Annotated in this window: 16 protein-coding genes; 13 read left to right on the forward strand and 3 right to left on the reverse strand. The window is 60.5% G+C overall.

What is annotated here, in order from left to right:
- Window positions 1–22: 22 nt before the first annotated feature.
- The 9 genes from HMPREF2681_RS01180 to HMPREF2681_RS01220 all read left to right on the forward strand — a co-directional run bounded on the left by HMPREF2681_RS01180 (window position 23) and on the right by HMPREF2681_RS01220 (window position 10,326).
- Window positions 23–2,116, forward strand: coding sequence for an acetyl-CoA carboxylase biotin carboxylase subunit (locus HMPREF2681_RS01180; RefSeq protein WP_049172756.1), 2,094 nt, complete (start codon window positions 23–25; stop codon window positions 2,114–2,116).
- A gap of 62 nt (window positions 2,117–2,178) precedes the next feature.
- A complete protein-coding gene (locus HMPREF2681_RS01185) occupies window positions 2,179–3,348 on the forward strand; it encodes an acyl-CoA dehydrogenase family protein (protein ID WP_049193284.1) in 1,170 nt (389 codons plus the stop codon).
- Window positions 3,349–3,350: 2 nt separating this feature from the next.
- Window positions 3,351–3,893, forward strand: coding sequence for a MaoC family dehydratase (locus tag HMPREF2681_RS01190; RefSeq protein WP_049172760.1), 543 nt, complete (start codon window positions 3,351–3,353; stop codon window positions 3,891–3,893).
- Window positions 3,894–3,900: 7 nt separating this feature from the next.
- Window positions 3,901–4,779 (forward strand): HpcH/HpaI aldolase/citrate lyase family protein, encoded by an 879-nt coding sequence (locus tag HMPREF2681_RS01195; RefSeq protein ID WP_049172762.1) that lies wholly within the window; start codon window positions 3,901–3,903, stop codon window positions 4,777–4,779.
- A gap of 103 nt (window positions 4,780–4,882) precedes the next feature.
- On the forward strand, window positions 4,883–6,637 hold the full coding sequence (locus HMPREF2681_RS01200) for an AMP-binding protein (RefSeq protein WP_048731620.1): 1,755 nt from the start codon (window positions 4,883–4,885) through the stop codon (window positions 6,635–6,637).
- A 4-nt stretch (window positions 6,638–6,641) separates the two neighbouring features.
- Window positions 6,642–7,394, forward strand: coding sequence for a CoA transferase subunit A (locus HMPREF2681_RS01205; RefSeq protein WP_049172764.1), 753 nt, complete (start codon window positions 6,642–6,644; stop codon window positions 7,392–7,394).
- Complete coding sequence (locus HMPREF2681_RS01210) at window positions 7,395–8,063, forward strand: CoA transferase subunit B (RefSeq protein ID WP_005509864.1); 669 nt, start codon at window positions 7,395–7,397, stop codon at window positions 8,061–8,063.
- Between the two features lie 58 nt (window positions 8,064–8,121).
- Window positions 8,122–9,330, forward strand: a complete 1,209-nt coding sequence (locus HMPREF2681_RS01215; RefSeq protein ID WP_070545733.1) for an acetyl-CoA C-acetyltransferase — start codon at window positions 8,122–8,124, stop codon at window positions 9,328–9,330.
- Window positions 9,331–9,462: 132 nt separating this feature from the next.
- On the forward strand, window positions 9,463–10,326 hold the full coding sequence (locus HMPREF2681_RS01220; protein ID WP_070545736.1) for an HpcH/HpaI aldolase/citrate lyase family protein: 864 nt from the start codon (window positions 9,463–9,465) through the stop codon (window positions 10,324–10,326).
- Here HMPREF2681_RS01220 and hypD read toward each other — a convergent pair whose 3' ends face one another.
- Complete coding sequence (gene hypD, locus HMPREF2681_RS01225) at window positions 10,327–11,478, reverse strand: hydrogenase formation protein HypD (protein ID WP_049193290.1); 1,152 nt, start codon at window positions 11,476–11,478, stop codon at window positions 10,327–10,329.
- 16 nt (window positions 11,479–11,494) lie between these two features.
- Window positions 11,495–11,764 carry a HypC/HybG/HupF family hydrogenase formation chaperone gene (locus HMPREF2681_RS01230; RefSeq protein ID WP_049172773.1) on the reverse strand — a complete coding sequence of 90 codons (270 nt, stop codon included), beginning with the start codon at window positions 11,762–11,764 and terminating at the stop codon, window positions 11,495–11,497.
- A 123-nt stretch (window positions 11,765–11,887) separates the two neighbouring features.
- Between HMPREF2681_RS01230 and hypE the strand changes: the two genes are divergently transcribed.
- On the forward strand, window positions 11,888–13,030 hold the full coding sequence (hypE, locus tag HMPREF2681_RS01235) for a hydrogenase expression/formation protein HypE (RefSeq protein ID WP_049193292.1): 1,143 nt from the start codon (window positions 11,888–11,890) through the stop codon (window positions 13,028–13,030).
- On the opposite strand, the gene HMPREF2681_RS01240 is transcribed toward hypE, so the two are convergent.
- A complete protein-coding gene (locus tag HMPREF2681_RS01240) occupies window positions 13,027–15,435 on the reverse strand; it encodes a carbamoyltransferase HypF (protein WP_083301571.1) in 2,409 nt (802 codons plus the stop codon). The genes hypE and HMPREF2681_RS01240 overlap by 4 nt on opposite strands.
- Window positions 15,436–15,511: 76 nt before the next feature.
- On the opposite strand from HMPREF2681_RS01240, the gene HMPREF2681_RS01245 reads away from it, so the two are divergent.
- From HMPREF2681_RS01245 to HMPREF2681_RS01255, 3 genes are all read left to right on the forward strand, one after another.
- On the forward strand, window positions 15,512–15,829 hold the full coding sequence (locus HMPREF2681_RS01245) for a hydrogenase maturation nickel metallochaperone HypA (protein ID WP_081636710.1): 318 nt from the start codon (window positions 15,512–15,514) through the stop codon (window positions 15,827–15,829).
- A gap of 16 nt (window positions 15,830–15,845) precedes the next feature.
- Window positions 15,846–16,664 carry a hydrogenase nickel incorporation protein HypB gene (gene hypB, locus HMPREF2681_RS01250; RefSeq protein WP_049193294.1) on the forward strand — a complete coding sequence of 273 codons (819 nt, stop codon included), beginning with the start codon at window positions 15,846–15,848 and terminating at the stop codon, window positions 16,662–16,664.
- 332 nt (window positions 16,665–16,996) lie between these two features.
- Window positions 16,997–18,235, forward strand: a complete 1,239-nt coding sequence (locus tag HMPREF2681_RS01255; protein ID WP_016422185.1) for a hydrogenase small subunit — start codon at window positions 16,997–16,999, stop codon at window positions 18,233–18,235.
- Window positions 18,236–18,248: the final 13 nt, after the last annotated feature.

The following is an 18,248-nucleotide window of genomic DNA, read 5'->3' on the forward strand; positions in this document are numbered from 1 at the left end:
CTGGAAAGGAAACACAGGGCACATGACAGCGCACAACACGCAGCCCCACGCAGCTGGCGGCAGCCTGAGTACCGTATTGGTCGCAAACCGCGGGGAGATTGCCTGCCGCATTATTCGAACCCTTCGTGACAACGGAATTCGCTCCGTCGCGGTCTACTCGGATGCCGATGCCGACGCCCCTCACGTCCGCATGGCGGATATGGCCATCCACATTGGCCCATCTCCGGCACGTGAGTCCTACCTGGTTATCGACAAGATTATCGATGCCGCTCGCCGCTGCGACGCAGACGGAATCCACCCCGGTTACGGCTTTCTGTCTGAAAACGCAGACTTCGCGACCGCCTGTGAGGAAGCAGGTATTGAATTCATTGGCCCACCGGCCAGTGCCATCAACACCATGGGTGACAAAATCTCCGCCCGCGCTGCCGTCGAAGCCCGCGATGTTCCCACCGTGCCGGGTCTGTCTCGCCCCGGGCTTAGCGACGAGGACCTCATTGAGGCAGCCCCATCGATTGGCTTTCCGGTACTGATTAAGCCGTCGGCAGGCGGTGGCGGCAAGGGGATGCACCGCGTGGAAAACGCTGCTGACCTGCCGGCTGCGCTCGCGACGGCCCGTCGTGAAGCGGCGGGTGCCTTCGGCGATGACTCCCTGTTCATCGAGCACTTCGTCGACACCCCGCGGCATATCGAGGTGCAGATTCTCGCAGATAAACACGGCAATGTAATCCACTTGGGCGAGCGTGAGTGCTCGCTGCAGCGACGCCATCAGAAGGTCATCGAGGAAGCACCGAGCCCTCTGCTGGATGAGGAAACGCGCAGCGCAATTGGTGAAGCGGCCTGTGACGCGGCCCGCTCGGTCGGCTACGTCGGCGCGGGCACGGTGGAGTTCATTGTGCCGGCGAAGGACCCGTCGTCGTTCTTCTTCATGGAGATGAATACGCGCCTGCAGGTTGAGCACCCCGTGACTGAGCAGGTCACCGGCCTGGATCTGGTGGCGCTGCAGGTTGACATTGCCTCGGGACGCCCACTGCCGGTTGCTCAGGAAGATGTAACTCTCACCGGTCACTCGATTGAAGCTCGCGTGTATGCCGAAGACCCGGCGGCGGGATTCCTGCCCACCGGTGGCACGGTCACACGTGTCGTCGAGCCGAGCGGGGCGGGAATCCGGGTGGATTCCGGCATTGTCGACGGTTCCGAGGTCTCATCTCTCTATGACCCGATGTTGATGAAGATCATCTCCCATGGGGAAAACCGTGAGCAGGCGCTCGAGCGGTTGGACCGAGCGCTCGGAGACACCGTTGTCGCAGGTGTCGGAGTCAATATCGACTTTTGTCGCTACCTGCTGAACGTCCCCGAGGTTCGCGCCGGCGATCTTGATACCGGTCTGCTCGACCGCGTGGCGGAAGGCTTCGCCACCTCCGAAACACCGGACGATGTCTACCTCGCCGCTGCGATGGACTGGCTGACTTCCCGCTTTGAACAAGCCACCGACTCACCGTGGCTGACCCCGGATGGCTGGCGTGCCAGTGCGCCTGCCGCGCAGCGCATTCGCTTTGGGGCAGGGGAGGACTCGCGTCTGATCTCGATTGTGGGCACCCCGGCGAGTGCTGACGTCGTTGTCGGTGACGTAGTCGCAGGTCTGTCGGCCGAAGCGGAGAACGAAGATATCGACGTTCCAGAACCGCGAAATTACAAAGTTTCGGTCTTTCGCGACGGGGAACATCTGCGCATCGTCCGCGACGGAGTCGCACAGCACTTCCTGGTCGAGACCATCGACAATGCGGGGTCGGCGAACCACGAAGAGTACGTCGTCGCCGGTGCCCACGGCACCTGGGTATTGCCCCGCACCGAGGTAGTCACCACCGGTGCCGAAGCCGATGCAGGCGGCTCTGGCGTCATCCAAGCTCCGATGCCCGGCGCGATTATCGCGTTGGCGGTGGAGGAGGGAGCCCGCGTCGAAGCTGGTGAGGCTCTGTTGGTCATGGAGGCCATGAAGATGGAGCACACTCTCACTGCCGAAATTGCAGGTGAGGTTAGCTTCACCGTCGCGCCGGGCGATCAGGTCGCCGGTGACCAGCAGCTGGCCGTCATCACCGTGGCCGAAGCCGAAGAATAAAAGCCCACACAAAACGCACCAATCAGGTCCTACACCTACAAAATCTTTAAGGAGCACTCATCATGTCCGAAAGCACCAAGATTGCAACCGCCATCCTCGACGACGAATACGTGGAACTGCAGAAAGTAGTTCGCGAATTTGCCAACGAAGTTGTCGATCCGGTTTCCGCCGAGCACGACCGCAACCACACCTTCCCGTACGAGATTGTCTCGCAGATGGGAGAAATGGGCCTGTTCGGTCTGCCATTCCCTGAGGAAGTCGGTGGAATGGGCGGCGACTACCTGTCCTTCGGTATCGCTCTGGAGGAGCTGGCTAAGGTCGATCAGTCGGTCGCTATCACCCTGGAAGCGGGCGTTGGCCTAGGTGCCATGCCGATCTTCCACTTCGGCAATGACAAGCAGAAGGAGACCTACCTGCCCGAGCTGACTGCTGGTAAGAAGCTCGCCGGTTTTGGTCTCACCGAGCCGGATGCAGGTTCCGACGCCGGTGCCACCCGCACCAACGCCCGTGAAGACGGCGATGATTTCGTCATCAACGGTGCCAAGCAGTTCATCACCAACTCCGGCACGGATATTACTTCGCTGGTTACTGTCACCGCAGTCACCGGCCAGAAGGACGATGGAAAGAAGGAGATTTCTACCATCATCGTCCCGAGTGGCACGGAGGGCTTTGTCGCGGAACCGGCTTACGACAAGGTCGGTTGGAATGCCTCCGACACCCACCCACTGACCTTCACCGATGTCCGCGTCCCCCAGGAGAACCTGCTGGGCACCCGTGGACGCGGCTTCGCTAACTTCCTGTCCATCTTGGCGGAGGGCCGAGTCGCGATTGCAGCGCTTGCCACCGGTGCCGCCCAGGGCTGTGTCGATGAGTCGGTCCGTCACGCCAAGGAACGTCAGTCCATGGGCCGTGCAATTGGCGAGTATCAGGCTGTTTCCTTCAAGATCGCACGAATGGAAGCGCGTGCGCATGCCGCACGCATGGCGTGGTACGACGCAGCCGCAAAGATGGCCGCGGGCGCAGATTTCCGTCGTGAAGCGTACATCGCCAAGATGATCGCCTCCGAGGCAGCGATGGACAACGCGCGCGACGCGACACAGATTTTCGGTGGCTACGGATTCATGAACGAGTACCGCGTGGCACGTCACTACCGCGACTCCAAGATTCTGGAGATTGGCGAGGGCACCACCGAAGTTCAGCTCATGCTGATCGCACGTGGATTGGGGCTGTAAAAATGGCTGACAACAACGCAACCGAAGTCACCCACGACGTCGTCCAGCGCGGACTGTGGTTCGAAGAGTACGAGGTCGGCGCGCGCTACCTGCACCGTCCGGGGCGAACCGTCACTGAAACCGATGACGTCCTCTTCACGACGCTGACCATGAACACCCAGCCACTGCATCTGGATGCGCACTGGTCGAGCCAGCAGCCGGGATTCGGCGGCGAGCGTCTGGTCAACTCCATGTGGACGCTGTCGACGGTTGTCGGGCTGTCCGTCGGGCAGCTGACGCTCGGCACCATCGTCGCCAACCTCGGCTTCACCGAAGTGGCGTTTCCCGCACCGATGTTCCACGGCGACACCCTGTATGCAGAGACCGTCTGCCGTAACAAGCGTCGGTCCAAGTCTCGCCCCAACCAGGGCATTGTCGAGCTCGAGCACATCGGTCGCAATCAGGACGGCACGATCGTCTGCCGCGCCGTCCGGTCCACGCTCGTCCAATGCGCACCGACTTCGCTTGACGACGGCTCCGAGAACGCAGCTTCAGCGGGGAAGTGAGTGGCTCATGTCTACGCATAAATCCTGGCAGCCGCTGGGCCCTGCAATTCTGTTTGCGCCGGCAGACAGGCCGGAACGATTCGCTAAAGCTGCTGACCGTGCCGACATGGTGATTCTGGACCTGGAGGACGGCTGTCGCGCAGAAAACCGTGAGGCTGCCCGCGAGGATATCGCCTCCTGTGACCTCGACCCGGCCCGCACGATTGTGCGTGTCAATCCACCGGAGGTTGAGGACTACGCAGCGGATATTGACATGCTGCGTGGCACCGCTTTCCGCCAGGTGATGCTGCCCAAGGCTTCCTCGGCTCAGCAAGTGGATGAGTTGGTAGCGGCACTGGGGGAGAAGACCCAGGTCATTGCCCTTATTGAAACTCCGCTTGGGGTCATGCGCGCCGAAGAGCTGGCGCAGGCCGATGGTGTCGTTGCACTGTTCTGGGGCGCAGAGGACCTGGTGGCGGGATTGGCGGGAACGTCATCACGCTTTAGCGAAGCAGAGGCTGCACTCGCGCCGGGCCGTATCCATGCGGGTAGCTACCGCAGTGTGGCGGTACATACCCGCAGCCACGTTCACCTGGCTGCAGCGGCGCACGGTAAGGCCAGTCTGGATTCCATCTACGTCAATATCTCCGACGCAAATGGGCTAGCTGCGGAGGCCGCAGATGCCGCTGCGTTGGGATTTGCCGCCACCGTCTGTATCCACCCCGGTCAGGTCCCGACAATCCGCAAGGCTTACCGCCCCAGCGACGAGGAGATTGATTGGGCGCGTCGGCTCTTGGCGGAAGCGGAAAAGAACACCGGTGCCTTCAGCTTTGACGGCCAGATGGTGGATGCGCCGCTCTTCCGTCAAGCAGAAGCCATTGCTCGGCGAGCTGCTGTAACCGGTTAGTCCCACGGCCGGTAACGACCACTGATTTATCCCCCTAAAGAACACATTTTCCTCTCACACACTCCGCACTCTGCGGAGTCACTTAAACCAAGGAGATCTCCCCATGACCGCGACATTGAAGAACCACGCAGAACAGCGCACTGCTGATCCTTCGAAGCTGCCGGAGGGCTTCACCACTGTGCCGGCACCATACGGCAAGGATGTTGTCGATGCCGATGGCAACAAGATGAGCCACGTGTTCGGCGCCGGTGTCGAGCAAGGCGCCGCTCCACTTCGCGATGAGACCCTCGGTGAGAACCTGCGTGCGATTGTGGAGAAATTTCCTTCCCGCGACGCCGTCGTTGACGTCTACGCGGATGTCTCCTTTACCTTTGAGCGTTTCTATAACCGGGTTCTGCGCCTGGCCAGCGCTTTCATCCGGGAGGGCTACCGTCCAGGAGACCGCATCGGCATTTGGTCCACCAACCGCTGGGAGTGGACCGTGGTGCAGTACGCCTGCCACCACATCGGCCTGGTGCTGGTCAACATCAACCCGGCTTACCGCCAGCACGAACTGAACTACGTGCTGGAAAAGGCAGGTGTGCGTATGGTGTTTGCCGCTCGCCGCTACAAGGACTCCGATTACCGAACCATGCTGATTGAGGCCTCCAAGCAGCGCGGTGTGCGCTTGGACAAGGTCATTTACTTCGGTTCGTCCGAATGGTACGAGCACATGCACAGCGAAATCGACGACCTGAGCGAGTACACCTCCCAGCTGAAGCCGGATGATCCAATCAACATCCAGTTCACCTCGGGCACGACAGGCTTTCCCAAGGGCGCTACGCTAACGCACCGCAACCTGCTGAACAATGGATACTTCATCGGTGAGCTGTTGGGCTACACCGAGACCGACCGCATCTGTGTGCCGGTGCCGTTCTTCCACACCTTCGGCATGGTGATTGGCACCTTCGCCGCCTTCACCCACGGTGCCGCTATTGTCATCCCGGCCCCGTCGTTTAAGGCGCGTGAAACACTCAAGGCTGTGCACTCGGCCAAGGCCACCAGCCTCTACGGCGTGCCGACGATGTTCATCAATGAGCTTGAAGAAGCTCATGATCAGGAGGAATACGGATCCCCCTACGACCTGTCGCTCCTGCGCACAGGAGTGATGGCAGGTACCTCGTGCCCGTCGAAGACCATGCGTGATGTGATGGATAAACTCAATATGCGCGAGATTGCCATCTGTTACGGCATGACGGAGACCTCGCCGGTGTCCTTCCAGACCCGCGCAGATTCTCCTCTGGAAAAGCGCGTCAACACCGTCGGCCAGATTATGCCGCACTTGGAAGCCCGCATCATTTGTGAAGAAACGGGTGAGACGCTGCCGCGAGGCGAACAGGGCGAGGTTGTCGTTCGCGGTTACTCCGTTATGAAGGAGTACTGGGAGCACCCGGAAAAGACCGCCGAGGCCATCGACGCCGACGGTTGGATGCACACCGGCGACTTGGGTGTGCTTGACGACGAGGGCTACCTGTCCATCACCGGACGTATTAAGGACATGCTCATCCGTGGCGGTGAGAACATCTACCCGCGCGAAATTGAAGAGTTCCTGTTCACCCACCCGGCTGTCGTCGATGCGCAGGTCATCGGTGTGCCGGATGACAAGTACGGCGAAGAGATTATGGCATGGGTAATTCTGCACGACGATGTGGAAGACTTCACCGCTGACGATGTGGCGGCCTTTGCCCACGGCAAGCTGTCGCGTCACAAGATTCCGCGCTACGTCCACGTCGTCGAGGAGTTCCCGATGACCGCGTCGGGCAAGGTCCGCAAGGTCGAGATGCGTGAGATGGCTCCGCGAATCCTGGGCTGGGTGTAGAAGAATGTCAAAAACAACTGATCAGACCGGCCGTGAGCTTGTCGCAGGCCTTGTCACTGATGGAATGACCCTGGCAGTTGGCGGCTTTGGCCTGTGTGGTGTGCCATATACCCTCATCGAAGGCGTGCGCGACTCCGGGGCAAAAGACCTCACCATCGTGTCCAACAACATGGGCATTGACGGTACTGGGCTCGGCATTCTGTTGGAGAACAAACAGGTGGCAAAGGTAGTGGCCTCCTACGTCGGCGAGAACAAGGAGTTTGCCCGCCAGTACCTCGAAGGAGAAATCGAGGTGGAGTTCACCCCTCAGGGAACTCTGGCTGAGCGGCTTCGCGCAGGGGGCGCAGGTATTCCGGCGTTCTACACCGCAACCGGCGTCGGCACGCTCGTTGCAGAGGGCAAGCCCCACGCCGACTTCGACGGGCAGACCTACGTGCAGGAGCGTGGCATCGTTGCCGACATTGGCCTGGTGCACGCCTACCACGGCGATATCGACGGCAACCTTGTCTATCGCCGGACCGCGCAGAACTTCAACCCACTGTGTGCAGCATCCGGCAGGGTGACCGTTGCGGAGGTGGAGCACTTGCTTGGCCGCGGTGAGATCGACCCGGATCTGGTGATGACTCCGGGTGTGCATATCCAGCACATCGTCCGCGGTGACGGCCGCGAGAAGCTCATTGAAAAGCGCACAACTCGGCAACGCAATACCGATTCCAGCCACGATGCCGGTGACGCGGCAGCAGGGGAGGAGATTTAAATGGCACCTGCGAAGACAATTATGGACAAGGGCTGGAGCCGTGACGAGATGGCACAGCAGGCCGCCGAAGAGCTGCGCGATGGCGACTATGTGAATCTGGGTATCGGCATTCCGACACTGGTGGCAAACCATATTCCCGAAGGTGTGCGTGTTCTGCTGCAGAGTGAAAACGGAATTTTGGGAATGGGCGCCTTCCCATATGAAGGTGAAGAGGACGCCGACCTTATCAATGCGGGTAAGCAGACCGTGACATTGGTGCCGGGCGCGGCAATCTTCGACTCCGCCACCAGCTTCGGCATGATTCGCGGCGGTGCTGTGAAAATGGCCGTGTTGGGCGCAATGGAGGTGAGCCAGTGCGGTGACCTGGCCAACTGGATGATTCCGGGAAAGATGGTAAAGGGCATGGGCGGCGCGATGGACTTAGTCGCTGGTACCCCTCGAGTGGTGGTTTTGACCGATCACGTTTCCAAAGATGGCAAACCAAAATTGGTAAAAGCCTGCGAACTGCCCCTCACAGGTGCAAAAGTAGTGAAAAGGATTATTAGCAACCTGGGAAGCTTCGATGTCGCTGATGATCACCTGGTGCTACGCAGGCTGGCACCTGGAGTGACGCTAGCCGATATCGAGGCCAACACCGAAGCCGCATACGTGGTTGACCTCGAGAATTAAATACGCAGCAATCATGGTCAGTCCACACTCATCAGATTTGACTTAGGAGAATCCATCCATGAGTAACCTTCCAGCTCCCAGCCCGAATGATGTCGTTATCCTCGCCGGTGCCCGCACCCCGCAGGGCAAGCTGCTCGGCCAGCTGGCACCGCTTACTTCCGTCGAACTCGGCGCACATGCTGTCAAGCACGCTGTCCAGCGTTCCGGCGTTGCCCCGGAAGAGGTTCAGCACGTCGTTCTGGGCCAGGTGATTCTCGCAGGTGCTGGCCAGAACCCGGCTCGACAGGTCGCCATTAAAGCAGGTCTGCCATGGAATACGACCGCTGAGATCGTTAACAAGGTCTGCCTCTCGGGCCTAAACGCTGTCATTCACGCCGCTCGCTTGATTCGTCTCGGTGATGCAGACGTCGTCGTTGCAGGCGGTCAGGAGTCCATGACGCACGCTCCGCACGTTGCACGCGGTGTTCGTCAGGGCCAGTCCTTCGGTGCGCTGAAGCTGGAGGACACCTTGGAGCGCGACGGTCTGGTCGACTCCTTCGATGGTGTGTCCATGGGTACGCTTACCGACGGTCCGAACAGCGACCTCGGCATTAGCCGCGAGCAGCAGGACGAGGTTGCGGCCGCTTCTCACCAGCGTGCGGCTAAGGCGCAGGAAGACGGTGTTTTCGCGCAGGAAATCGCTCCAATCGAGATTCCGCAGCGCAAGGGTGACCCGGTAGTTGTCGACACCGACCAGGGCATTCGCCCGGAGACCACGGTGGAGACCCTGGCTAAGCTGCGCCCGGTCTTCCTGAAGGAAAACGGCACCATCACTGCCGGTAACTCCTCGCCGATTTCCGACGGTGCCGCAGCAGTTGTGCTGGCATCGCGTGCTTACGCAGAAAAGCACGGCCTGGACTACCTCGCAGTTGTGGGCAAGGCTGGCCAGACCGCAGGTCCGGATAACTCCCTGCACGCTCAGCCTGCGGACTCTTTGAAGGAGGCCCTGCGTCGCGCTGAGTGGGACGCGCAGGAGCTCGACTTCATCGAGATCAACGAGGCATTTGGTGCGGTGGCCGTCAAGTCCCTGCGTGAGCTGGACTACCCGCTGGAGAAGACCAACATCCACGGTGGCGCGATTGCCCTCGGCCATCCGATTGGCTGCTCTGGTGCCCGCCTGACTCTGACCGCTGCGATGGAGCTGAACCGTCGCGGTTCGGGTCGCGCTGGTGTGTCCCTGTGCGGTGGCGGCGGTCAGGGCGATGCGCTGCTGCTGTACCGCGACTAATCGCCAAAGGCTGAAAACTCAGCAAGCCCGCGTTGTGGTTTCCACTCTATGGATGCCACAACGCGGGTTTTGTTGTCTCCTGGGGGAGCCCCTGCGCGAAGGTGATTCGAGTTTTCAATTAGGTTAGGAGCTATGACAGGCTTTAGCTCCCTCGATGGTGAACAGACCTTCCCTTGGCTTCCCTCTGGCCCGGCGCTACTCTTCGCCCCGGCTGACCGTCCGGAACGTTTCCAGAAAGCTGCTGAACGATCGGACATGGTCATCATTGACCTGGAAGACGGCGCTGCCGTTGACAATCACGAGCAGGCACGTGCGAACATCATCAACAATCCGCTCGACCCGGAGACGACTATTCTTCGGATCACCGGTCCCGGGACTCCGACCTTCGCGGAGGATGTCGCCTTTGCCCGTGCATGTGACTACGACATCGTCATGGTGCCCAAGATTCGAGACTCCATCCCCGCAGAGCTCGAAGGGTTGAAGATCATCGCGATGATTGAAACCCCGCAGGCCATGATTAATATCCAGCAGATTGCCATGCACCCGGACGTTGTGGGTCTGTTCTGGGGCGCCGAAGACCTGACCGCCGAACTCGGTGGCGTGTCCTCGCGCCAGAGTGTGGATGAAAACCCTCGTCGCCACTACCGCGATCCGCAGCGATTGGCTCGTGCACTCGTTCAGGTGCATGCAGCTGCGGCGGGTATTGCCGCCATTGATGCCGTTCATACTGACTTTCGCAATGAGCGCGGCCAGTACCTAGAGGCTCTCGATGCCGTGGGCTGTGGTTTCCTGGCTACGGCCTGCATCCACCCGGCGATGGTGCCGCCGGTGCGCAAGGCATATAAGCCGTCGGAAGCAACGCTCGCCCGCGCCCGGAAGATTGTCGATCACGCAGGTACGCACACTGGCGCCTTTCAGCTCGATGGCGAGATGATTGACGCGCCCGTCGTAAAGCAGGCGGTGGCAGCGCTCGCGCGTGCGGGAATTACGGAGTAACTAGCGGCGGGATTTCGCCAGGTTCTCGGTGACCTTCCGATCGATGCGGCCGAAGTTGTAGTACGCCGCACAAGCGCCTTCGGGGGAGACCATGCAGGTGCCGATGGGGGTCGCCGGGGTGCAGGCGGTGCCGAAGACCGCGCACTGCCAGGGCTTGATGTGGCCGGTGAGCACAGAGCCGCATTCGCAGGTCACGGGATCTGGGATACGGCGCCCCGGCACCTGGAAACGGCGCTCGGCGTCGAATGCCGCGTATTCCTCAGAGATGCCGAGGCCGGAGTTTTCAATCCAGCCGAGGCCACGCCACTCGAAGGTGTCGCGGAGGGAAAAGACGCGGTCCATAAGTTTCTGCGCGGTGGTGTTGCCGGAGGAGCGAACGACGCGCGCGTACTGGTTGTCCACCCGCGACTTACCGGCAGCAACGTCGCCGCTGACGAATTGATCCAGCAGCATGACGACGGCCTGGAGCACATCCAATGGCTCAAAACCGGTGACCGCCACTGGCAGATTAAACTCGCGCGGCAGGAACTCAAAGGCGTCCGTGCCGGTGGTTGTAGCCACGTGACCTGGGCCGATGAAACCATCGACCTTGGTTTCGCCGCCGTTGACGATGGCGCGCAGTGGCGGCTCGATGAGTACGTGGTTGGAAAATACGGAGAAGTTTTCCACTCCCTGCCGGCGCGCGGCCTCAATGGTCACGGCAGTCGACGGGGCGGTTGTCTCAAACCCAACGGCGAAGAAAACGACCTGCTTATCGGGGTTATCGGTGGCGATCTTCAGCGCGTCGAGAGGCGAGTAGACAAAGCGCACATCGGCGCCGCGCGCACGTGCCTGCATCAGCGACGTTTCGGACCCCGGCACGCGCATCATGTCGCCGAAGGTCGTGAAAATGACGTCTTCCTGCTGTGCCAGCCAAATGGCATCGTCGACGCGACCCATGGGGATGACGCAGACGGGGCAGCCGGGTCCGTGGATCAGCTCGATGTTTTCGGGTAGGAGGTTTTCCAAGCCGTAGCGGTAAATGGTGTGCGTGTGCCCGCCACAGACTTCCATCAGCGCGATGGGCTTCTCCAGCTTGGTGGCCTCGCGTTCAATGCGTGCGAGCAGCTTCTTCGCAGCGGCGGGATCGCGGAATTCGTCAACGTATTTCATGGTGCCGTCCAGCCCCTCAGTTGATCTGTGACGATGAGAAGGATTCCAGCTCATCCTCGTAAGTGTCGCCGCCTAGCTGTTTGATTTGCTGGAGCGAAAGTCTGGCTTCTTCCTCGTCGATCTTGCTCATGGCGAAACCGACATGTACGAGAACCCAGTCACCGGCGGTGAGGTTCTCGTCAACAAGTAAATCGGTGGAAATCATGCGTGCGACGCCACCAATTTCCACTGTTGCACGGGCAGCATCGTGGACTTCTGTGATGACGGCAGGGACACCAAGACACATACGCTTCTCCTCGTTTGCAATACTTATCGAGACTACCATCAGAGGCAGCGAACCTCGTTTTCGAAGGACGAGTGACGCAAGCAGTTTTGTCCGCCACCAGCTGTGAAGTTAGGGATAGTGAGCATGCAGCCGAAGAATCGTCTGAACACCAACGAAGCCAAGGTAAACACCAATATTGGTCGCGTTCGGGCACGTCCGTTCAGGCTTCTCGACGATTATGTCACCTTGCAACACGGCTCCGGTGGAAAGGCCTCCGCAGCTCTGGTTGAACAGGTCTTTTTCGACGCCTATGGCAATGAAATTTTAGGGCAGGGTGGCGACTCCGGGCTGTTCGCTGCCGATGCCGTCGTCGAGGCTGCGGCAGCTTCTGCACATGGTGGGGCGCGGTTGGCAATGTCCACCGACTCCTATGTGGTCAATCCCATCGAGTTCCCGGGCGGCGACATCGGGGATTTGGCCGTCAACGGCACGATTAACGATCTGGCGGTAGCTGGAGCCAGGCCCCTGGCGCTGACCGCATCGTTCATTCTGGAAGAGGGGCTGGAGATTGCGACTCTGCGCCGCATTGTGGCGAGTATGCGCGTCGCTGCCGATGCCGCAGGGGTGAGCATCGTCGCCGGCGACACCAAGGTTGTGCCGAAGGGCGCAGGTGACCAGGTCTACATCACCACGGCCGGGGTGGGCGTGGTCCGCGGCGACTACGCCGGTGCCGCTACGGCAGGATCTGTCTACGCAAACATCGAGGCCGGAGACCGCATCCTCGTCTCCGGTCCAATCGCCGATCACGGCATGGCCGTCATGCTCGCCCGCGGCGACTTGGCTCTGGCCGCGCCTATTGAGTCCGATACCCGCGCTGTCAACGGTCTGGTCGAAGCGCTACTTGAAGCTGCACCCGGCACTCGCTGGATGCGCGATGCCACCCGCGGCGGCCTCGGCACGGTCGCCAACGAGCTCGCCCGCGGCACCGGTCTTGGTGTCGTGCTTGACGACGAATCCATTGCAGTCCGTGACATGACCCGTGGCGCCTGTGACATGCTTGGCATCGATCCGCTCTACGTCGCCAATGAAGGTACCTTCGTCGCCGTTGTCCCCGCCGAGCAATCCGAGGCAGCGCTCAGTGCACTCCACGCAGCCGGGGCTTCCGAGGCTTGTGATATCGGCTCCATCGAGGACGAGCCCGCCGCTTCCGTGGTACTGGTCACCGGATTCGGTGGCACCCGCATGGTGGACATGTTGGTCGGCGACCCGCTGCCGCGCATCTGCTAGACATCCATGCCCGTTGCCGCCAGCAGGCGGCCGGCCACCGCCTGACCAAGACTCAATCCGCCATCGCCCGGCGGCACAATTTGATGCTGCAACAGAGTAATGCCCTCAGCTGCAACTTCGCGCCGCAGCAGCTCCATCAACAGCGCATTATTCGCGCAACCCCCGCTGATGCCGACAACATCGGTGCCGGCTTCCTCCGCAGCCTGCACCAATCGCTTGGCGACGACACCCGCGACCCCACCGTGAAATACAAATGCGGCCTGCTCAACGTCAGGCGATGCTACCGCCTCCCGAATGGCGTCCTGGAAGGGCACTGGCTTGGTCTCTGAACTGACCGCTTCAAGCGCTTCCGCATGTGACCTCACGTAGCGAGTCGCCGCTGCCTCCAACTCCATGGCCGCTTGCGCCTCGTAGCTGATGGCCCCGCCACCGCGCCAGCGAGGAAGCAGCAGAGCTGCGGCGGCATCGAATATGCGGCCGAGAGAAGACGTTTGCACTGTGCCAACTCCCGTCGCCAACTGGCTTTTAACCAGGGCTACTTCGCGCTCGTTGGAGAGATTGCGCAGGAGGTGGTCGTCGTCAAGCCCCCAAGCATGAGCGAGACCGAGGGCGAGCCGCCACGGGTGCGTGACGGCGCGATCTCCACCGACCAACGGGAAAGTGGGGCAGTGCCAGGTGCGTTCCCAGTTTGCGGAACTGCGACTGAGCGTGAGAACCTCGCCGCCCCAGATGGACCCATCGGTGCCATAGCCGGTGCCGTCGAGGGTGGCGACGACGGCGCGACCCGCATTGGGGGAGAGGAGACGGTGCTCCGCGAGTAGGGAGAGCGCGTGTGCGAAGTGGTGCTGAACTGCGAGGAGTTCGATGTCGTGCTCGGCGGCGAAGCGTTCGGCGAAGGTGGTAGTGGCGTAGCCCGGATGAAGATCGCAGACGACAATTTTCGGGGTCGCATCGCGCATGGAAAGGAGCTGGTCAACTGCTCTCTGGTAGGCCTTCTGGCTGGCCCACGAACCCATGTCGCCAATGTGCGCAGAGACGTGAGCGAGGTCCCCATGCGCGATAGCGAAAGTGTTCTTCAGCTCTCCGCCGGTCGCGAAAATGGTGGGTTGGGACGTGCTCCGGGCGCTGGTGCCAGGGCCAGGGCCAGTGCCAGGGCCAGGGCCAGTGTGGCTACGAGAATCGGTGGGCGTGATTGAAACGGGGACGGGAGCGAAGCCGCGGGACCGGCGCGATGGGGCGGTGCCGATGAAAACCGAATCTTCAACGGGTACGTGGATTTCGCGGTCGTGGAGGATGAAAGCGTCGGCGATGTGACCGAGCTTCTTCAGCGCGTCGGCATTGTCGGTACAGACGGGCTCGCCACTGAGGTTGCCGCTGGTGACCACGAGCGGGCGATCGCAAAGCAGCAGGTGAATGCCTGAGTACGGAAGCATAATCCCGAAGCTGTCGAGGCCCGGTGCGATGAGATTGGAAAGCGGCCCCGACCGCTGCTTCGGTGCAATCACAATCGGTGCCTCAGGGGAGTCGAGGAAACGCTTCTCCTGCTCAGTTAACTCAACCAGTTGGGCAGCAGTGTCAACAGTGGGGGCCATTACCGCCAACGGTTTGTCGGGTCGACGTTTGCGCATCCGTAGTTTCTCGCAGGCAGCGTCATTGGTGGCATCGCAGACCAGGTGAAAACCACCAATACCTTTGACGGCGAGCAGGGCGCCGTCGTCAAGCAGTGCGTGTGCGCGACGAAAGAGCGCGAGAACCTCCTCGCGGGAGGTGGCGGTGGTGGTGCCGCCTGCATCGTGCCAGCTCAGACGCGGGCCACAGTCGAAGCAGCTGATTGGCTGAGCGTGATAGCGGCGGTCGGTGGGGTCGGTGTACTCGCGCTCGCACGGGGTGCACATCGGAAAGGCCGCCATAGTGGTGCGCGGGCGGTCGTAGGGCAGTTCAGTGATGATGGACAGGCGCGGTCCGCAGTTGGTGCAGGAGATGAAAGGGTAGAGGTAGCGCGGGTTGGTAGGGTCGAAAAACTCACGGCGGCAGTCCGGGCACAGTGCAGTGTCGGGCGGAAGCAGTGCGCGGCCGGAGTAGCTGTGGCGAGAGGGCACGATGGTGAACTCGCGCTCATGGCCCAGTGTCGCGATGTGCTCGGCGGAGTGATTGATGATGCGGGCAAGCGCCGGCAGTTCGGTGAAAAGCTGGCTGCGGAAGGCAGCGAGGGCGTCCGACGTGCCTTCTACCTCGATGAATACGCCCTGCTCATCGTTGCCACAGAAGCCGACGAGACCCGCGCGCCGGGCGATGGTGGCGACAAAAGGGCGGAATCCGACCCCCTGGACGATACCTTCGATACGCCAGCGAATGCGTTGAATGCTCGTACCCATCCCCGCCCCGGTCGCGCCTGCCTTTTCCATGCATTCAACTTTACGTAAGCGGCTCGGGTCCGTTCGCACTGCTAGTTTGGAGATTGTGCACGAAGTAGCGTTGAGCATGCAGTTAGCGAAGGTTGTCACGAGAGCAGCCGAAGGTCGAACTGTACGCACTGTGCACCTGCGGATAGGCGCTCTACGGCAGGTTGTGCCAGAAACCCTTTCATACGCGTGGGATTTCGTCAGTCGCGATACCGGTTTGGGGGACGCGAAATTGGATATTGACTGGGTACCTGCGGTTGTCGAATGCGCGCACGGGCATCGCGAACAGGTGGGGCCACTCGACGGCCTGCTGTGCCCCACGTGTGGAAAGCCGGGACGCGTAATCTCGGGGGAAGAGTTCACAATCGTCGACATCGACGTCGACACGCACAAGTAGGAAAGACGGTTTTATCATGGGACGTTTCCACCGGCATGACGGCGATGACGCACACCACCATCACCACCATCATCATGACCACGACCATGACCACCATCACGGCCATGACCACGTTCATCTCGCCGATCCCGATGACACTAGCCACGGCGACCACTCGGGTTATGAAACCGGCGTGGAACGCGTGACCATCCTCGAGGACATCTTCAGCGAGAACGACCACCGCGCGGAGCATAATCGCGAGCTGCTTGCTGAGCATGGCGTGGAAGCCATCAACCTGATGAGCTCCCCGGGTTCAGGCAAGACTGCGCTGTTGGAGAAGACACTGGCGGCTGCGCAGGGAAAGCTGCGCGTCGGCATTATCGAGGGCGATATTGAGACGGCTCTCGATGCCGACCGCCTGGAGGGTTATGGGGCACAGATTTCGCTGCTGAACACGGGCAACGGATTCGGTGGTGAATGCCACTTGGACGCCCCGATGGTCTCCCGCGCGCTCGAGGGGCTGGATCTGTCCACGCTTGACCTGGTCATGATTGAAAATGTGGGAAACCTTGTCTGTCCGGCTGAGTTTGAGGTCGGTGAGACTCGCAAGGCAATGGTCTACTCCATCACCGAGGGGGAGGATAAGCCGGTCAAGTACCCGGTGATGTTCCGCTCTGTACAGGTGGTGGTTATCAACAAGATGGACCTTGCCCCGTACCTTGACTTCGACATGGAGCTCTTCCGCGCCAACCTGGAAAAGGTCAATCCAGGCGTGAAGGTGATTGAGGTCTCCGCTAAGACCGGGGAGGGCATCGACGAATGGCTCCGTTGGGTCAACCCTGCGCTGGTTGATTAAGCGCGCGCCGGGGGCCGTCGTGAAGCAATGGGGGCGTCACAGCATGCTTGACGACGGCCCCGTTACCCCCCCTCGCTTCGCTCCACCTTAGTGGGGGATAGGTGATATCCCGCTGTAATCTGCGGCGGTTTTTCACGTTCACTACCTGTACCTGGAGCTATATTTACGCAACATTTATCTTGCATATTATTTTGTTATAACCGCAGCGCAGCACCATTATTCAGGTTGTTCTTAGGTCGCTATACTTGGCCATGTATAGGCAATGGGCCTTGGTAGTTGTAAAACCTCGAAACCAATATTCCTAATAACTAAGCAGAAGGCGCAGCGAAAAAATGATTAGTGGCGCGAATTGGCAGGAAGGGACCCTCGGCGAAAACCTCGCTAGAGCTGGTGTCTCACGGCGCAGTTTCATGAAGTTTTGTGGCACTATGGCGGCAATTTTTGCCGCCGGAACTCCGAATGTCGGTGAGGCTGCGGCGCAGTCACTGACTCCCTCGGCGGAGGAAATCGCAGATAAGCTCTCGGCTGTAAAGAAGCCGAAGGTGGCTTGGCTGCAGTTGCAGGAATGTACCGGATGTATGGAATCCGTATTGCGTTCCGGAGGCACCACTGCTGAAGATGTGGTGCTGAACCTGGTTTCGATGGACTACAACGAGCTGCTCATGGCACCGTCCGGGCATGCGGCTGAAAAGGCTTTGGACGACATGAATGCCGAGGATCACATTCTGGTGGTCAATGGCTCGATTCCGACCGGCGAGAACGGTGCGTACTGCACCATTGGCGGTAAGTCGGCAGAACAGGTGCTGCTCGAGGCTGCTGAGAAGGCCACGGCAATCCTGGCCGTTGGTGCCTGCGCAGTCTGGGGTTCTGTCCAGGCTGCTAAGCCGAATCCGACCGGTGCCAAGGGTGTCGATGAGATTATCAAGGACAAGCCGGTGATTAACGTCTCTGGTTGTCCGCCGATTGGTGAGGTGATTACGGCCACCCTGACGTACGTACTCACTTATGGCAAGACACCGGAGGTCGACGCTGAGGGGCGGCCAAAGTTTGCCTATGACCAGCGTATTCACGACTCCTGCCCGCGTCGCGCGCATTACGATGCCGGTCAGTTCGTGAAAACCTTCGACGACGAAGGCGCACGAAACGGCTGGTGCCTTTACGAGGTCGGCTGTAAGGGGCCATCCACGTTTAGCCCATGCCCAATCGTGCAGTGGAACCTTAAGTCCGGTTGGCCAATTGGTGCTGGTCACCCATGTATTGGCTGTACTGAGAAGGACTTCTTCGACCAGTTCACTCCGTTCTACGACAAGCTGCCGGGAATCCCGGGTATTGGAGTGGAGTCCAGCGTGAACACGGTCGGCGTTGGACTGCTGGCTGCCACTGCCGCAGGTGCCGCGGTCCATGGCGGACTCACACTGGTGAAGGAACTGAAGATAAGGCGCTCCAACGGCGAAGAAAAGGTGTTGGCTGCGTTTGGTGGTGTGGAAGGCCGGAAGCCACCGATGGTCGACCTTCCTTCAAACGCACCAGGCACGCAGAGCGAGACAGCATCCGATTCGAAGGACAACTAAGGGGGCATAGGAC

Origin of the sequence: Corynebacterium sp. HMSC064H12 (genome assembly GCF_001809925.1) — a bacterium.
GTDB lineage: Bacteria > Actinomycetota > Actinomycetes > Mycobacteriales > Mycobacteriaceae > Corynebacterium > Corynebacterium jeikeium_D.

What these genes read in the sequence shown, in the direction of transcription:
- HMPREF2681_RS01180 (WP_049172756.1), top strand. Translation starts at nt 23, where the DNA reads ATGACAGCGCACAACACGCAGCCCCACGCAGCTGGCGGCAGCCTGAGT.
- HMPREF2681_RS01185 (WP_049193284.1), top strand. Translation starts at nt 2,179, where the DNA reads ATGTCCGAAAGCACCAAGATTGCAACCGCCATCCTCGACGACGAATAC.
- HMPREF2681_RS01190 (WP_049172760.1), top strand. Translation starts at nt 3,351, where the DNA reads ATGGCTGACAACAACGCAACCGAAGTCACCCACGACGTCGTCCAGCGC.
- HMPREF2681_RS01195 (WP_049172762.1), top strand. Translation starts at nt 3,901, where the DNA reads ATGTCTACGCATAAATCCTGGCAGCCGCTGGGCCCTGCAATTCTGTTT.
- HMPREF2681_RS01200 (WP_048731620.1), top strand. Translation starts at nt 4,883, where the DNA reads ATGACCGCGACATTGAAGAACCACGCAGAACAGCGCACTGCTGATCCT.
- HMPREF2681_RS01205 (WP_049172764.1), top strand. Translation starts at nt 6,642, where the DNA reads ATGTCAAAAACAACTGATCAGACCGGCCGTGAGCTTGTCGCAGGCCTT.
- HMPREF2681_RS01210 (WP_005509864.1), top strand. Translation starts at nt 7,395, where the DNA reads ATGGCACCTGCGAAGACAATTATGGACAAGGGCTGGAGCCGTGACGAG.
- HMPREF2681_RS01215 (WP_070545733.1), top strand. Translation starts at nt 8,122, where the DNA reads ATGAGTAACCTTCCAGCTCCCAGCCCGAATGATGTCGTTATCCTCGCC.
- HMPREF2681_RS01220 (WP_070545736.1), top strand. Translation starts at nt 9,463, where the DNA reads ATGACAGGCTTTAGCTCCCTCGATGGTGAACAGACCTTCCCTTGGCTT.
- hypD (WP_049193290.1), bottom strand. Translation starts at nt 11,478, where the DNA reads ATGAAATACGTTGACGAATTCCGCGATCCCGCCGCTGCGAAGAAGCTG.
- HMPREF2681_RS01230 (WP_049172773.1), bottom strand. Translation starts at nt 11,764, where the DNA reads ATGTGTCTTGGTGTCCCTGCCGTCATCACAGAAGTCCACGATGCTGCC.
- hypE (WP_049193292.1), top strand. Translation starts at nt 11,888, where the DNA reads ATGCAGCCGAAGAATCGTCTGAACACCAACGAAGCCAAGGTAAACACC.
- HMPREF2681_RS01240 (WP_083301571.1), bottom strand. Translation starts at nt 15,435, where the DNA reads ATGGAAAAGGCAGGCGCGACCGGGGCGGGGATGGGTACGAGCATTCAA.
- HMPREF2681_RS01245 (WP_081636710.1), top strand. Translation starts at nt 15,512, where the DNA reads ATGCAGTTAGCGAAGGTTGTCACGAGAGCAGCCGAAGGTCGAACTGTA.
- hypB (WP_049193294.1), top strand. Translation starts at nt 15,846, where the DNA reads ATGGGACGTTTCCACCGGCATGACGGCGATGACGCACACCACCATCAC.
- HMPREF2681_RS01255 (WP_016422185.1), top strand. Translation starts at nt 16,997, where the DNA reads ATGATTAGTGGCGCGAATTGGCAGGAAGGGACCCTCGGCGAAAACCTC.